Origin of the sequence: Agrobacterium sp. 10MFCol1.1 (genome assembly GCF_000381165.1) — a bacterium.
Taxonomy (GTDB): domain Bacteria; phylum Pseudomonadota; class Alphaproteobacteria; order Rhizobiales; family Rhizobiaceae; genus Agrobacterium; species Agrobacterium tumefaciens.
In genome coordinates, this window is the sequence record NZ_KB906077.1 from 74,698 (window position 1) to 90,144 (window position 15,447).

At 59.0% G+C, this 15,447-nt stretch carries 15 protein-coding genes and 1 riboswitch; of the genes, 12 read left to right on the top strand and 3 right to left on the bottom strand.

Going from position 1 to position 15,447, the window contains the following annotated elements; translation table 11 throughout:
* The first annotated feature begins 100 nt into the window (after window positions 1-100).
* The 9 genes from F617_RS0115685 (at window position 101) to F617_RS0115725 (ending at window position 9,473) form a co-directional block, all read left to right on the top strand.
* Window positions 101-1,666, top strand: a complete 1,566-nt coding sequence (locus F617_RS0115685; protein WP_013637002.1) for a sugar ABC transporter ATP-binding protein — start codon at window positions 101-103, stop codon at window positions 1,664-1,666.
* Window positions 1,667-1,674: 8 nt separating this feature from the next.
* Window positions 1,675-2,697: an ABC transporter permease gene (locus F617_RS0115690; protein ID WP_003516396.1), complete on the top strand. Its 1,023-nt coding sequence runs from the start codon at window positions 1,675-1,677 to the stop codon at window positions 2,695-2,697.
* Window positions 2,698-2,771: 74 nt separating this feature from the next.
* Entirely contained in the window at window positions 2,772-3,713 is a 942-nt protein-coding gene (locus F617_RS0115695) for an ABC transporter substrate-binding protein (RefSeq protein WP_003516397.1), read from the top strand.
* A 121-nt stretch (window positions 3,714-3,834) separates the two neighbouring features.
* The gene (locus F617_RS0115700) at window positions 3,835-4,848 is read left to right on the top strand and encodes an aldo/keto reductase (protein ID WP_019565961.1); all 1,014 of its coding nucleotides are present in this window, start codon (window positions 3,835-3,837) and stop codon (window positions 4,846-4,848) included.
* Window positions 4,849-4,852: 4 nt separating this feature from the next.
* Window positions 4,853-5,674: an amidohydrolase gene (locus tag F617_RS0115705; RefSeq protein ID WP_019565962.1), complete on the top strand. Its 822-nt coding sequence runs from the start codon at window positions 4,853-4,855 to the stop codon at window positions 5,672-5,674.
* Between the two features lie 3 nt (window positions 5,675-5,677).
* Complete coding sequence (locus tag F617_RS0115710; protein ID WP_019565963.1) at window positions 5,678-6,688, top strand: zinc-binding alcohol dehydrogenase family protein; 1,011 nt, start codon at window positions 5,678-5,680, stop codon at window positions 6,686-6,688.
* A complete protein-coding gene (locus F617_RS0115715) occupies window positions 6,685-7,818 on the top strand; it encodes a mannitol dehydrogenase family protein (RefSeq protein ID WP_019565964.1) in 1,134 nt (377 codons plus the stop codon). Before F617_RS0115710 ends, F617_RS0115715 begins: the two co-directional genes overlap by 4 nt.
* Window positions 7,819-7,829: 11 nt before the next feature.
* On the top strand, window positions 7,830-8,159 hold the full coding sequence (locus tag F617_RS0115720; protein WP_003516404.1) for an L-rhamnose mutarotase: 330 nt from the start codon (window positions 7,830-7,832) through the stop codon (window positions 8,157-8,159).
* Between the two features lie 36 nt (window positions 8,160-8,195).
* A complete protein-coding gene (locus F617_RS0115725; RefSeq protein ID WP_003516405.1) occupies window positions 8,196-9,473 on the top strand; it encodes an L-fuconate dehydratase in 1,278 nt (425 codons plus the stop codon).
* On the opposite strand, the gene cobD is transcribed toward F617_RS0115725, so the two are convergent.
* Window positions 9,455-10,501, bottom strand: a complete 1,047-nt coding sequence (cobD, locus tag F617_RS0115730) for a threonine-phosphate decarboxylase CobD (RefSeq protein WP_019565965.1) — start codon at window positions 10,499-10,501, stop codon at window positions 9,455-9,457. The two genes, F617_RS0115725 and cobD, sit on opposite strands and share 19 nt — an antisense overlap.
* Here cobD and cbiB point away from each other — a divergent pair.
* Window positions 10,500-11,465 (top strand): adenosylcobinamide-phosphate synthase CbiB, encoded by a 966-nt coding sequence (gene cbiB, locus F617_RS0115735; RefSeq protein WP_003516408.1) that lies wholly within the window; start codon window positions 10,500-10,502, stop codon window positions 11,463-11,465. The genes cobD and cbiB overlap by 2 nt on opposite strands.
* Here the strand turns inward: cbiB and F617_RS0115740 are convergent.
* Together F617_RS0115740 and cobO are read right to left on the bottom strand one after the other, a co-directional pair.
* Window positions 11,452-12,909: a cobyric acid synthase gene (locus F617_RS0115740; RefSeq protein WP_019565966.1), complete on the bottom strand. Its 1,458-nt coding sequence runs from the start codon at window positions 12,907-12,909 to the stop codon at window positions 11,452-11,454. The genes cbiB and F617_RS0115740 overlap by 14 nt on opposite strands.
* A gap of 1 nt (window position 12,910) precedes the next feature.
* Window positions 12,911-13,528 (bottom strand): cob(I)yrinic acid a,c-diamide adenosyltransferase, encoded by a 618-nt coding sequence (gene cobO / locus F617_RS0115745; RefSeq protein WP_013636995.1) that lies wholly within the window; start codon window positions 13,526-13,528, stop codon window positions 12,911-12,913.
* 127 nt (window positions 13,529-13,655) lie between these two features.
* A riboswitch (cobalamin riboswitch) is annotated at window positions 13,656-13,871 on the top strand.
* A 154-nt stretch (window positions 13,872-14,025) separates the two neighbouring features.
* On the opposite strand from cobO, the gene F617_RS0115750 reads away from it, so the two are divergent.
* Together F617_RS0115750 and cobW are read left to right on the top strand one after the other, a co-directional pair.
* On the top strand, window positions 14,026-14,412 hold the full coding sequence (locus tag F617_RS0115750; protein ID WP_019565967.1) for a DUF1636 family protein: 387 nt from the start codon (window positions 14,026-14,028) through the stop codon (window positions 14,410-14,412).
* Complete coding sequence (cobW, locus tag F617_RS0115755; protein ID WP_013636993.1) at window positions 14,409-15,446, top strand: cobalamin biosynthesis protein CobW; 1,038 nt, start codon at window positions 14,409-14,411, stop codon at window positions 15,444-15,446. The genes F617_RS0115750 and cobW overlap by 4 nt, the downstream gene beginning before the upstream one ends.
* The last annotated feature ends 1 nt before the right edge of the window (window position 15,447 follow it).

The window sequence follows — 15,447 nt, forward strand, 5'->3', positions numbered from 1 at the left end:
AATTTTGGGCTAATTGGCTTGACCATTTTAAAAAAGCGGCCTAACCATTTGGCTCATTATTGCCCCCGGTGGAGCGGGGAGCGCGGGTGGAGGTTTCTTGATGTCGCAGGGCGCATCGACAATTCGAGGCGATTTTTCGCCTGAGGAGACGGCGCGCGGCCTTGGTTCAGGCCTCCTGCGTCTCGAAAACATCAGCAAGGAATTTCCGGGCGTCAAAGCGTTGTCGAATGTGCATTTCGACTTGCGCAGCGGCGAGGTTCACGCTGTTTGCGGCGAAAACGGTGCCGGAAAATCCACCCTGATGAAAATCATCAGCGGCGTTTACCAGCCAAGCGACGGAACCATCCTGCACAAGGGCGTCAAAGTGCAATATGCATCGCCGCTGGAATCCGAAGCCGCCGGCATCGCCATCATCCATCAGGAACTCAACCTCGTTCCGCATCTTTCCGTTGCCGAGAACATCTATCTCGCCCGCGAGCCGCGCCGTGGTTTCCTCGTCGACCGCAAGAAACTGCGGCTTGATGCAAAGCGCTGTCTCGATAGGCTGGGCGTCGATATCGACCCTGACCAGATTGTCCGAGGCCTCTCGGTCGCTCAATGTCAGATGGTGGAAATTGCCAAAGCGCTTTCCCTGGATGCCGAAGTCCTCATCATGGATGAGCCGACCTCCTCGCTGACCGAGCAGGAAACGCGGCTATTGTTCAAGGTGATCCGAGATCTCAAGGCTTCTGGCGTCGGCATCGTCTATATTTCCCACCGGCTCGATGAAATGGCCGAAATCGTCGACCGCGTGACGGTTTTGCGGGACGGGCGTTATATTTCGACCGACGATTTTGCATCGATCACCGTTGACGATATCGTCACGCGCATGGTCGGGCGTTCGCTGGAGGAGAAGTTCCCGGAACGCACGTCGCGCCCTACGGATGATGTTATTTTCTCGGTGGAAGGGCTGACGCGCAAGGGTGTGTTCCACGATGTCGGTTTCTCGCTGCGGCGCGGTGAGATTCTCGGCTTTGCCGGACTGATGGGTGCGGGTCGCACGGAAGTCGCACGGGCGATCTTCGGTGCCGATCCTCTGGATGCTGGCAAGGTCGTTTTCAACGGGCGGGAGCTTTCCATCAGTTCCCCGCGAGATGCCATCGAAGAGGGTATCGCCTATCTGTCCGAAGACCGCAAAAGCGATGGTCTTGCGATCAAGATGTCGGTTGCGGCCAATACGACGCTTGCCAATATCGGTGAGGTCTCCAACCGCTTCGGGCTGATTGACTTCAAGAAGCACGACGATGTCGCCAGACGTTACGTCGATCTCCTGAACATCCGTACCCCTTCGATCGAACAGACGGTGCGGCTGCTTTCAGGTGGCAATCAGCAGAAAATCATCATTGGCAAATGGCTGTTCCGGCAGTCGCGCGTGCTGTTTTTCGACGAGCCGACGCGCGGCATCGATGTCGGCGCAAAATTCGCGATCTACAAGATCATGGACGAGCTGGCTGCACAGGGCATCGGCGTCATTCTCATCAGTTCGGAACTGCCGGAAATTCTGGGACTGACGGATCGTATCGCCGTTTTCCACCAGGGCCGGATCACGGGCGTGCTTGAGACCGCCAAGACCAATCAGGAAGAAATCATGCGGTACGCGTCCGGTTACGGCCGGGCCGCGCAGTGAGGAACGACATGGCTAATATTGCAGAACCCAAGAAGAGCTTCGCTTTCAGCGACCGCCAGAAGGACATCATCCAGAAGTTTGCGGCTCTTGGCAGTCTCGTTGTGCTGGTTATGGTGTTTTCCGCCACCAGCAGCGCCTTCTTCTCCGTCAACAATGCCATGACCATTGCGCTTCAGGTGACCTCCATCGCCCTTCTCGGCATTGGTGCGACCTGCGTCATCATCACCGGCGGCATCGATCTTTCCGTTGGTTCGGTGCTTGCTCTGGCCGGGGTCGTTGCCGCGCTTGCGGTGAAGGAGTTGGGTATGCCGGTGCCGGTCGGCATGCTGCTTGGCATTCTGACGGGGTCGCTTTGCGGTCTCATCAATGGCCTCATGGTCACGCGCTTCAAGCTGCCACCGTTTATCGCGACACTCGGCATGATGTTGATCGCCCGTGGCGTGGCACTGCAGATCACCGGTGCGCGAGCGGTTTCCGGCCTCGGCGAATCCTTCGGTGAACTCGGCAACGGCGCCCTCTTCCGCATCGTCAATATTGGTGATGACGGTTTTCCAAACGTGGTGTTTCCGGGCATTCCCTACCCCGTCATCCTGATGGTGGTGATTGCGCTGGCTGTTTCCTTCATGCTCAACCGCTCCATCCTTGGCCGTCACATCTATGCCGTCGGTTCGAATGCGGATGCTGCGCGTCTGTCCGGCGTAAACGTCGCACGCGTCACCAATTTCACCTACATCTTGTCCGGTACGCTCGCCGGGTTGACCGGTTGCGTGCTGATGTCGCGCCTAGTCACAGCCCAGCCGAATGAGGGCGTGATGTATGAGCTGGACGCCATTGCCAGCGCCGTTATCGGCGGCACATCGCTCATCGGCGGCGTGGGTACGATTTCCGGCACGGCAATCGGCGCCTTCGTCATCGGCATCCTGCGCAACGGTCTCAATATGAATGGCGTGTCCGCCTTCACGCAACAGATCATCATCGGTCTTGTCATTCTGGTCACCGTCTGGATCGACCAGCTGCGCAACCGCCGCTGATACAGGGCTGCGGACCCTATCCGCAAACAAGATCGGCACGGGAGGCCCGGTATGCCGACATCACGGAGGAAGAAATGAACAAGCTTACGACCGCCCTTCTGACATCCGCAATCGCGCTGTGGAGCGTCTCCACCGTGCAGGCCGGCGAAATCGCCGTCATCGTCAAGACCGTCAACTCCACCTTCTGGCAGAACGTTCAGAAGGGCGCCGATGCGGCGATGAAGGACTCTGCCGGCAACACCATGACCTTCCAGGGTCCGGCTTCTGAATCGGCCATCGCCGATCAGGTCAACATGGTTGAAAACGCTGTAAACCGTAAGGTTTCGGGTATCGTTCTTGCTCCTTCCGATCCTGATGCGCTGGTTCCGGCTGTCAAGAAAGCCTGGGAAGCCCGCATTCCCGTGGTTCTGATCGACTCACAGCTCGCCAAGGGTTCCGAGCAATATTATCAGTCCTTCCTGGCGACCGATAACAAGAAAGCCGGCGAACTGGCTGCTCAGGCGCTGATCGACAAGGTTGGCAAGGAAGGCAAGATCGCCGTGATGTCCTACGTCGCCGGTGCCGGTTCGGAAATCGGACGCGTTGGCGGTTTCACCGACTATATCCAGATGCATTCCAACCTTAAGATCGTAGGTCCGTTCTATTCGCAGTCGCAGATGGCGACGGCGCTGAACCAGACAACCGACGTTCTGGCCGCCAATTCCGATCTCAAGGGCATCTTCGGCGCCAACGAACCCACCGCAATCGGCGTAGGCCGCGCGCTCGCCCAGGCCGGTAAGGCAGGCAAGGTTGTCGGCATCGGCTTTGACGGTAACCAGGACCTTCAGGGCTTCGTCAAGGACGGCACGCTGGCCGGCATCGTCGTTCAGGGTTCGTATCAGATGGGCGAAAAGGGCATCCAGACCGTTTCCAAGCTCATCAGCAAGGAAAAGGTCGAAAAGTTCGTCGACACCGGCGTTGTTGTTGTCACCAAGGACAATATCGAGAAGCCGGAAGCCAAGAACGTTCTTTATTAAGGCATGACGGCGCGCCGCTCTTTGAGCGGCGCGCCTCACAAATTTCAGAAGCGGGATTTCAGTCAATACCGCATACGGTTTTCAACATCCGCTCTACCGAAAAATTCAGGAAGCCCTTGCGATGAAAGTCTCCGATACACGTAAATTGCCGCGCCGTGCCGTTGAAGTCACGGTCATGGGCCTTGGTTGCGCGCAGATGGGTAATCTCTACCGCGTTACGCCCTACGAGGAATCCAAAGGCGCGTTTGACAAGGCATGGGAAAGCGGCATTCGCTATTTCGATACCGCACCTTTTTACGGTTACACGCGTTCGGAGCGTCGTCTTGGAACCATGGTGACGGAGCATGACCGAAGCGAATACACCCTCTCCACCAAGGTCGGTCGCCTCATGGTTCCCGATGAAACTGTGGGCCCGGAAGAGGACGCCTACATTGCGCCGCTGCCTTTCCGCCCGGTCTATGATTATTCCTATGACGGTATTCTGCGCTCCTTCGAAGCGAGCCAGCAGCGGCTCGGCGTTCTGAAGCCGGATATTCTCTATGTGCACGATATCGGCTCTTTCACGCATGGCGAAAAGCACCAGCACTACTGGGAGCAGCTGACCACCGGCGGCGGCTTCCGGGCACTCGGCAAGCTGCGCGAAGAAGGGTCGACGGGTGCTATCGGCCTCGGCGTCAACGAGTGGGAAATCGTCGGCGACGCCATGGATGTTTTCGACATCGACGTTGCCATGCTTGCCGGCCGTTATACGCTTCTGGAGCAGCAGAGCCTTGCCTTCATGAACCGCTGCGCGGAAACCGGCGTTGCGATCGTGGTCGCCGGTGCTTTCAATTCAGGCATTCTGGCAGGCAACCGCAAATTCAACTATGCCGATGCGCCTGCCGACATCATCACGCGGGTGGATGCGCTTCAGGGCGTTTGTGACGACGTTGGTGTTTCTTTGCAGGCGGCTGCGCTGCAGTTTCCGCTCGGGCATCCGGCTTCGGTCACGGTCGTATCCGGCGCGCGCAATGCGCAGCAACTTGCCGCAAACATCGAATGGTTCGAACAGGTTGTTCCGGACGAATTCTGGTCGGAGCTGCAAAAGCGTGGCCTGATTTCCGAAGGCGCACCTGTGCCTGGCACAAAGGCCTGAAGCGATGATCATCGATGCCCACCAGCATTTCTGGCTGATGAAGGATCGTGCCGGGCAATGGCCGCCACCGTCTCTGGCTGCCATCTACCGGGATTTTCTTCCGCAGGATCTGTCTCCTCTGCTGGCAAAGGCCGGAGTTTCCGGAACGGTGCTGGTGCAGACGATGGAAAGTGCGGCCGATACGGATTTCATGCTCGATCTGGCTGGAAGCACCGATTTCATCAAGGGCGTTGTCGGCTGGGTGGACATGAAGTCCGCGGATGCTGCGGCGGAAATCGCTCGGCGGGCAAAACATCCGGCCTTCAAGGGCGTACGGCCGATGCTGCAAGGCATGGATGATATGACCTGGATCGACGATCCCGCGCTCGATGCCGCCGTGGATGCGCTGGTGAAACATGCACTGGTGTTCGATGCGCTGGTCCTGCCGCCGCATCTGTCGCATCTTCTCGCCTTCGCGCGCCGCCATCCGCAATTGCCTGTTGTCATCGATCACGGGGCGAAGCCGCTTATCGCCACGGGCCAATATGGCGACTGGCGCAGGGACATGGCAGCTTTGGCGGCCCTTCCCAACCTCCATTGCAAGCTGTCCGGCCTTTTGACCGAGCGTGGCGAGCAGAGACCGGAAGCCGTCCGGCCCTATGCCGAAACCATTCTGGAACTGTTCGGCGGCGAACGCGTGATCTTCGGCAGCGACTGGCCGGTATTGCGGCTGGCTGGCGACTATCAGGAATGGCTGGACTTCTGCCGCGAAATCGTGCCTGAGCACGAGCATGCGGCCGTCTTTGGCGGCAACGCCGTTCGTTTTTATTCCCTTCCCAACAGGTGATGCATGCTGGCGATTTTCTGCGAGACCCCCGGTCAACTTGTCCCCAAGGAACTACCAAAGCCGGCCCGTGGCGAAGGTGAAGTGCTGGTGCGTATTCGTCGCATTGGTGTCTGCGGCACGGACCTGCATATTTTCACCGGTAATCAGCCTTATCTTTCCTATCCGCGCATCATGGGCCACGAGCTTTCCGGCACGGTGGAAGAGGCGCCGGAAGGCAGCCATCTTTCGGCGGGCGATGTCGTTACCGTCATACCCTATATTTCCTGTGGTGAGTGCAGCGCCTGCCGTAAAGGAAAGAGCAATTGCTGCCGCAACATCGGTGTGCTTGGCGTTCATCGCGATGGCGGCATGGTCGAATATCTGAGCGTTCCGCAGCAATTCGTGCTGAAGGCGGAGGGCTTGAGCCTCGATCAGGCGGCAATGACCGAATTTCTGGCGATTGGCGCGCATGCCGTGCGTCGTGGGTCGGTGGAAAAGGGTCAGAAGGTCCTGATCGTCGGTGCCGGTCCGATCGGCATGGCGGTTGCGGTTTTCGCCGTTCTCGATGGCGGTGAGGTGACGATGATTGACGGGCGCACCGACCGGCTGGATTTCTGCAAGGACCATCTCGGCGTTGCCCATACGGTGACGCTTGGCGAGGGCGACAAGGATCGTCTGTCGGATATCACCGGCGGCGATTTCTTCGATGCCGTTTTTGATGCGACCGGTAATCCTAAAGCCATGGAGCGCGGCTTTTCCTTCGTCGGCCACGGTGGTTCCTATGTGCTGGTTTCCATCGTTGCCAGCGATATCTCCTTCAACGATCCGGAGTTTCACAAGCGCGAAACCACGCTGCTCGGCAGCCGCAATGCCACGCCGGAGGATTTCGAGCGGGTGTTGCAGGCGCTGCGGGAAGGCAAGGTACCGGAGGCACTCATCACTCACCGCATGACACTTGCCGAGGTGCCTTCCAAATTCGCCGGGCTGACTGATCCGAAAGCCGGAGTCATCAAGGGCATGGTGGAGGTCGCATGACGACCGACACACCCATCCTGCAATTCGGTACCAGCCGCTTTCTTCTGGCCCATGCGGATTTGTTCATTTCGCAGGCGCTGGAAAAAGGCGAGGCTCTCGGGCGCATCGCAATCGTCCAGACGACCGGCAATGCGGAGAGCCTGAAGCGTGTGGCAGCATTGAACGATGGCGCGCCCTATCCGGTGCGCATTCGCGGCATTCGCGACGGGCAAGAGGTGGATGAGGAAATTCCAGGTAAGGCTGTCGCGCGCGCGCTGACGGCGGCGGCCGACTGGGCCGAGGTGCGGCGCATCGCCTGCGGGGCAGGGGTCATTCTGTCCAATACGGGTGACCGCGGTTATGAGCTGGATTCGTTCGACGGTCCGGGTATTGCCGACGACTTCACGCTTGTACCAAAGAGTTTTCCGGCAAAGCTCTGCGTGTTGCTGCTGGAACGTTTTAAGACCAATCCGGAAGCCCCTGTATCGATCTTTCCTTGTGAGCTTGTTCCGCGCAACGGCGACCGGTTGAAAGAGGTTGTTCGCCAGCTTGCCGACGAATGGCAGCTGCCGGCGGGTTTCGGCTTCTACCTGAATGAGAAATGCCGTTTTGCCAACAGCCTTGTAGACCGCATCGTTTCCGAGCCGATCGATCCGGTTGGCGCAGTTGCCGAGCCCTATGCGCTTTGGGCAATCGAGAAGCAGGAGGGCCTTGTTCTGCCCTGCACCCACCCTGCGGTGGTGCTGACTGATGATCTCGACCGCTATGAAAAGCTGAAGTTGTTCCTGCTCAATCTTGGCCATTCCTATCTGGCGGAGCGATGGTTGCGGGATGCCCGTGCGAAAAACGAGACCGTGCGGCAGGCAATGGCCGACGATGCGCTTTCGGGAGATCTGGAAACGCTCTGGCGGGACGAGGTTCTGCCGGTCTTTGCCGCAGAAAGCATGGGAGAAGAAGCGCAAGCCTATATCCGTGCTGTGCGGGAGCGTTTCCTGAACCCCTTTCTCGCCCACCGGCTCGCGGACATTTCCGGCAATCACGATGAAAAGAAACGCCGTCGTTTTGTGCCGGTCATCGCTGCGGCGGAACGTCTGGGGTTAAACGTGCCGCAGCGGAAACTGCGTGCGGCGCTCGCCACCATCAAGCAATAACGGAGTTTTGTATGCAGCGCATGGGAATGGTCATCGGCGTCAAACCGGACATGATTGCGGAATATAGAAGACTGCACGCCGCCGTCTGGCCCGAAATTCTGGCGCTCATCAGCGATTGCAACATCCGCAACTACACGATCTTCCTGCGCGAACCGGAAAATCTGCTGTTCGGATATTGGGAATATCACGGCACCGATTTCAGCGCCGATATGGCGAAGATGGCGGCAAGCCCAAAGAACCAGGAATGGTGGTCTTTCACCATTCCCTGCCAGCAACCACTCGAAAGCCGCAAGGAAGGCGAGTGGTGGGCAATGATGGAAGAAACCTTCCACCACGACTGAACGATTTCCTTTGACACTGACCGCGAGTGAACGGCCATGACCAAAATTACTGATCTGCGAGTTTTCGACCTGCGTTTTCCGACCTCCCAGAGCCTTGATGGTTCGGATGCGATGAACCCCGACCCGGATTATTCGGCGGCTTATGTCATTCTCGACACCGATGAACCGGAACTGAAAGGCCACGGGCTGACCTTCACCATTGGCCGCGGTAATGAGATTTGCTGCATGGCCATCAAGGCGATGCGCCATCTGGTGGTCGGAACCGATCTGGCGACGGTGACCGAGAACCCCGGCAAATACTGGCGCCACCTGACTGGTGATAGCCAGCTGCGCTGGATCGGCCCGGACAAGGGCGCGATGCATCTCGCCACCGGCGCCGTCGTCAATGCTGTCTGGGATTTGCTGGCCAAAAAGGCGGGCAAACCCGTCTGGCAGCTTGTTGCCGATATGAGCCCTGAAGAAATCGCCGATATCGTCGATTACCGTTATCTGACTGACGTGCTGACGAAGGACGATGCGCTTGCGATCCTCAAAAAAGCCGAAAGCGGCAAAAAGGAACGTATCGAGACGCTGAAGAACGAAGGCTACGCCTGCTACACCACATCAGCCGGCTGGCTCGGTTATGACGACGCCAAGCTGCGCCGGCTTTGCCAGGAAGCGATCGATGCCGGTTTCAACCATGTAAAGATGAAGGTTGGCCGTGATCTCGAAGACGATATCCGCCGCCTCACCATCGCCCGCGAGGTGATCGGGCCCGACCGTTATCTGATGATCGACGCCAACCAGGTGTGGGAAGTGGATCAGGCGATTGAATGGGTCAAGCAACTTGCCTTCGCCAAGCCCTTCTTCATTGAAGAGCCGACCAGCCCGGACGATGTCGCCGGCCATCGCAAGATCCGTGCAGCCATCGGCTCCGTGAAGGTGGCAACCGGCGAAATGTGCCAGAACCGTATCATGTTCAAGCAGTTCATCGCCGAAGGTGCAATCGACGTCGTGCAGATCGACAGCTGCCGCATGGGTGGTCTCAACGAGGTGCTGGCGGTTCTGTTGATTGCTGCCAAATACAATTTGCCGGTCTGGCCGCATGCCGGTGGCGTCGGCCTTTGCGAATATGTGCAGCATCTGTCGATGATCGACTATCTCGTGGTTTCCGGCACCAAGGAAGGCCGCGTGATCGAATATGTCGACCATCTGCACGAGCATTTCATCGAACCCTGCGATATTCGCAATGCCGCGTACATGCCGCCGAAGCTGCCCGGTTTCTCCATTGAAATGAAGCCGGATTCTATTGCGACCTACACGTTCAAGGGATGATTGAAGGATAACAGCGCTTCCGTGAGGCGCTGCCACTCCGCTTCGCTGCCGGGAAGGCCGAAACGCATGTCGTTCGGCCTTTCATCAAAAATGCGCACCAGAATGCCGTGCAGGCCAAGGTGATCGAACAGTTCTTTGGCCCGGTGGTCCCGCACCAGGGTAAACAGGGACGTACCGCCGGCAATCTTCAGGCCCGCTTTTTCCAGCAATTCACTCATACGCTGTGCTTCTGCCGCAAGCCGGAGGCGCATGGATGATTGCCATTCCCTGTCCGCCAAAGCCTGCGTCGCGATGTTGAGCGCCGGCCCGGATACTGCCCAGGGGCCAAGCCTTGCCTCCAGTTCCGCAGCGATGTCGGGATGCGCAAGCGCAAAACCGAGCCGGACCCCTGCCATGCCATAGAACTTGCCGAAGGATCGCAGTACCACCAGCGCGTCGCGCCCTGCGACATTCGCAAGACTTTCCGTATGTCCTGTCTCGATAAAGGCCTCGTCTACGACGAGCAGGCCGCCTTTGCGGCGCATCGCCTCGGCCAGCGACCACAAAGCTTCTCGATCAGTGACGCGACCATCGGGGTTGTTGGGATTGACCACCACCGCATAGTCGTACGCTGACAGATCACCGATATGGTCTACCTCGGTCACGGTCAGTCCGGCCATGCGCGCGGTTCGGGCATGTTCGGCATAAGCGGGGGAGAGCACGGCTCCGCTTTTCGCTCCGCGTTCGAGTGCCAGGTGAGCCAGCAGTGGCATCAGCATCTGGGTGCCGGGGGACAGAGCCACATGCCCGGCTGATGGTGCGCCGAAAGAGGCGACGGCCAGCCTTTTCAATTCTTCGGCCGCGTCAGGCTCCGGCAGGCGGGCAAATGCGCTGGCGGGAACGGGAGAATGCGGGTAGGAGTGCGGATTGATCCCGGTCGACAGGTCGATCCACGGTTCCGGCGCTTCAGGAAACATCAGGCGCGCCTTGCCGAGATTGCCGCCGTGACGGATCGCAGCCTGCGCTTTTTCCGGTACCTTATCGCCCATGTTCTTCGCTCTCGCTTTTCTGTCGCTCTTGATCGAACGCCTGACTGGATATCCGGACTGGCTGTTCAAACGCATCGGTCATCCCGTCACCTGGATCGGTTCGCTTATCGCGCTGCTGGACAAAAAATGGAACCGGGAGAGTGCTTCATTTTCGCAGCGCAAGGCGGCAGGCATCGTGGCGCTTTCCGTTTTTCTGGTGCTGACGGTGCTTGTTGCATGGTTAGTGCAATCTGTTCTGCTTTTATTGCCCCTTGGTCTGTTGCTTGTTGCGGTGCTTGGGGCGTCACTTCCGGCCCAAAAAAGTCTGGAACAGCATGTGGAGGCCGTCGCCATTGCGCTGGAACGCGAGGGGATTGACGGCGGGCGCAAAGCTGTCTCCATGATCGTTGGGCGCGATCCGCAGGCGCTGGATGAGGCGGCAATCTGCCGGGCGGCGATTGAAAGTCTGGCTGAAAATTTCTCTGACGGCATTGTCGCCCCTTCCCTCTGGCTTGGTATTCTGGGGCTGGCAGGCGGTGCGGGTTATAAGGCAATCAACACGGCCGACAGCATGATCGGTCATCGCTCGCCACGCCATGAGGCCTTTGGTTGGGCGTCGGCCCGGCTGGACGATCTGGTCAATTTGCCGGCATCGAGACTGAGCGGCGGTCTTTTCGTGGTCGCCGCGTTTTTCGTGAAGGGTGCATCACCGAAAGGGGCAATTGCCGCGATACGCCGCGATGCGCGGCATCACCGCTCTCCCAATGCCGGCTGGCCGGAGGCGGCACTGGCCGGGGCACTGGGCTTTGCGCTGGCCGGGCCGCGCTCCTATGGCGGGCAGATGATCGACGCTCGTTTCATGGGCGAAGGCGGAAGAGCGACACTGGTTGCTGGCGATATTCGCACAGCGCTCAGGCTGGCGAGGATCGCAGACTTCCTGCTGATCGCGCTGTTCGGATTGCTGGCAATCCTTATCGCGCTATAGAAAGCAGTCTGTCGAGATCGAGGTGGTTCTCCATATGGGCCGCCAGGCGATCAAGAACGGCATCCACCTGCGCATCATAGTTCAATTCAGTGCCCCGCCCACCAAGCCGCTCAAGCCACGCCCCGCGTTGGCGGTCATCCGCAAACAGGCCGTGGATATAGGTGCCTAAGATGCGGCCATCGGGCGAAATTGCGCCATCGGCATGCCCGTCAATGGTCGAAAATGGCAGGTTGCACGCAGCACCCGTCGTCTCGCCAACATGCATTTCATAGCCGGATAATGGAATTCCGTCGAAACTCTGTCCCTGCACGGAAACGAGCCTCTTGTCGCCCGTCAAAACCGTCGTCACATCCAGCAGGCCCAACCCATCGACCGTCATTGGTGGTCCTTCGATGCCGTCAGGGTCGGCAACGGTTTTTCCAAGCATCTGGTATCCGCCGCAGAGACCGAGAACATAACCGCCGCGGCGCACATGTGCCTTGATGTCGATGTCGAGGCCTGCATTTTTCAGCACGGCGAGATCAGCTATGGTGGATTTCGAACCGCAGAGCAGAACCAGCCGGCAATCGGCGGGAATGGTCTCGCCCTGCCGCACTCGGATCAGCTCCACATCCGGCTCCATGTCGAGCGGATCCAGATCGTCGAAATTGGAAATATGCGGCAGGATTGGCACGGCAATGCGGATTTTCGCGCCGGGCTTTTGTTGCGCCGGGCCGGTAAGCCCAAGGGCGTCCTCCGCTGGCAATTTCGCAGCATCGGAAAAATGCGGCAATAGCCCGATGGACGCCCAGCCGGTCTTTTCCGCGATCATCCGCATGCCGTCTGAAAACAGCGTAGGGTCACCGCGAAAGCGGTTCACGATGAAGCCCTCTATCATCGCGGCATCATCGCGTTCGAGAACGGTTTTTGTGCCCACGAGGCTGGCGATGACCCCGCCCCGGTCGATATCGCCGATCAGGATCACGGGAGCATCTGCGGCGCGGGCAAAACCCATATTGGCGATGTCGTTAGCGCGGAGGTTGATTTCGGAAGCACTTCCCGCCCCTTCCACCAGCACCAGATCGGCCTGTTGTTTCAGGTGCTCGAAGCTCTCCAGCACATGCGGCATCAGCCCGGCTTTCATGTGCTGATAATCGGCTGCCTTGGCATTGCCGACAATTTTGCCCTGTACGACGACCTGTGCGCCGGTTTCGCTCTGCGGCTTTAAAAGCACCGGGTTCATGTGAACCGACAGCAGAACGCCTGCTGCCCGCGCCTGCAGCGCCTGCGCGCGACCGATCTCGCCGCCATCGGCAGTGACCGCCGCATTGTTCGACATGTTCTGCGGCTTGAACGGCATGACGGACAGGCCACGCCTGACGAAGGCGCGGGCAAGGCCAGCCACCATCAGCGATTTGCCGACATCCGAGCCGGTTCCCTGAAACATCAGCACACGTGCAGTCATGTCAGTATTCTATCCCGGCCTGCGCCTTTACGCCCGCCTTGAAGTGATGTTTGACGAGGGTCATTTCCGTCACCATGTCGGCAGCGTCGATCAACGGCTGTTTGGCGTTGCGGCCGGTAACGATGACATGCAGATCGGATCTACGGTTGGAAAGCGTTTCGACGACCTCTTCCAGTGGCAGGTAATCATAGCGGAGCGCAATGTTCAGTTCGTCTAGAACCAGCAATCCGATCGTCTCGTCAGCCATCAGTGCTTTCGCTTCCTCCCAGGCCTTTGAAGCTGCCGCGACATCGCGCTTCAGGTCCTGCGTGTCCCAGGTAAACCCCTCGCCCATGGTGCGCCATTCCACCCTGTCGCCGAACAAAGTCAGGGCCTGCTGTTCACCCGTCGACCATGCGCCCTTGATGAACTGCACGACGCCGACCCGCCGCCCTGTGCCGAGCATGCGCAGGGCAAGGCCGAAAGCGGCCGTGGATTTGCCTTTGCCAGGGCCGGTATTGATCATCAGCAGACCTTTTTCGATGGTCTTTTCCGCGACTTCGGCATCCTGAACCGTCTTGCGGTTGACCATTTTCTGCCGGTGGCGTTCGGCTTCGCTGTCGCTGATATCGCGTGTCATCGCGTTTTCCTTCTCGTCCAGAGGCGCGGGACCGTATGCCCCCGCCATTCGGAGCGGCGACTATACTCAATTTGCCGCACCCGGCAATCGACAAGCCGGCAGCATTGACCGTCACGCCTGTTCAGCCTAAGGGTAAGGCACTGACGGTCTTTTCCCGGCAACGGGAAAAGCTAAGAGGGAACACGGTTCCACCCCATAACGGGTCATTCCGTGGCTGCCCCCGCAACTGTAAGCGGTAAGCCCGCACTATGAAGCCACTGGACCATAAAATTGGCCCGGGAAGGTGGTGCAGGGTGTTTTAAAGCCGCAAGCCAGGAGACCTGCCGTTTCAGGAAAAAACGTCTCCCGGGCGGGGTGCTCCGGTCAGCCGGTCGAATTGATTTGCAGCCGCGCTTTTCAGTGCGCTGTTTTCGACATCCGCACCCCGATGAGTTTAAAGGCGCGGAAAGCGGAACGGTTTGGATATTACCACAACATCTTCTTGTGCGGACGGGACAATGGAAGTCAACACAGCTTCCGGCGTGGTCGTTTTTGTCTGCCGAAGCTGTCGCGACGACACCGATCCCAATGCGGAGCCGCGCCCCGGCACCATCCTTGCGGAAGCTGCCATCACAAAAGCGCGTGACTCCGGCATCGATGTTCGCTCCGTCAATTGCCTTGCCAATTGCAAACGCGGCCTCAGTGCCGTGCTGCGCGGTGCCGATGGCTGGTCCTATGTATTCGGCGGGCTGACGCCCAACGATGCGGAAGACCTGCTCACGGGCGCGCAAATGCTGGCCGCCTCCGCAGATGGCCTGATGCCCTGGCGCGGCCGCCCCGACACATTGAAGCGCGGCATGGTGGCGCGCATTCCCCCATTCGATTTTACCGAGGAGAGATCATGAGCACCCTTCTGGACCGCGTTCCCTGCACCATCGTCACTGGCTTTCTGGGGGCTGGAAAAACCACGCTGCTGCGCGGTCTTCTCGAAAAGCTTGATGGCAAGCGGCTTGCCATCATCGTCAACGAATTCGGTGATATCGGCATCGATGGGGATATCCTCAAGGGATGCGGCATTGAGAGCTGCCCGGAGGAAAACATCGTTGAGCTGGCCAATGGCTGCATCTGCTGCACGGTGGCGGATGATTTCCAGCCGGCCATCGAACAGATTCTAAGCCGGCAGCCGAAGGTGGAGCATATTCTCATCGAGACCTCCGGCCTTGCCCTGCCCAAGCCGCTGGTGCAGGCATTTCAATGGCCGGCCATCAAGAGCCGCGTGACGGTTGACGCTGTGGTTGCCGTGGTGGATGGCGCTGCCCTTGCCGAGGGTCAGGTGGCGCATGACATGGAGGCCCTTGCCGCCCAGCGCGCAAATGACGAAGCCCTCGATCACGACGATCCGGTCGAAGAGGTTTTCGAGGACCAGATCGCCTGTGCCGATCTTATCGTGCTGACCAAGGCGGATCTGCTCGATAGCGCCGGTCTGGAAAAGGCGAAGGCTCATATTCTCGAGCATTTGCCGCGGGCCGCAAAGATCGTCGTCGCCTCGAATGGCGTCATCGATCCGGCCGTGCTGATCGGCCTCGGTCTTGCGGTTGAAGAGGATATCGAAAACCGCCGCACCCATCACGATGGTGAACTTGACCACGAACATGACGATTTCGACAGCTTCGTCATCGACCTGCCGGCCGTGACCGATCCGGAAGCGCTGGCGGCTCGTATCGCTGAGACAGCGGCTGCGGAAAATGTTCTGCGCATCAAAGGTTTCGTCGAAGTATCCACGAAGCCGATGCGCCTGCAGGTGCAGGCAGTCGGTAGCCGCGTCAACCATTATTACGACCGTCCCTGGGCGGCCGGTGAAGAGCGCCGCAGCCGCCTCGTCGTCATAGGCGAAAAGGGCCTCAACCGCGAAAAGATCGAACAGATGCTGGCCGCCTGAT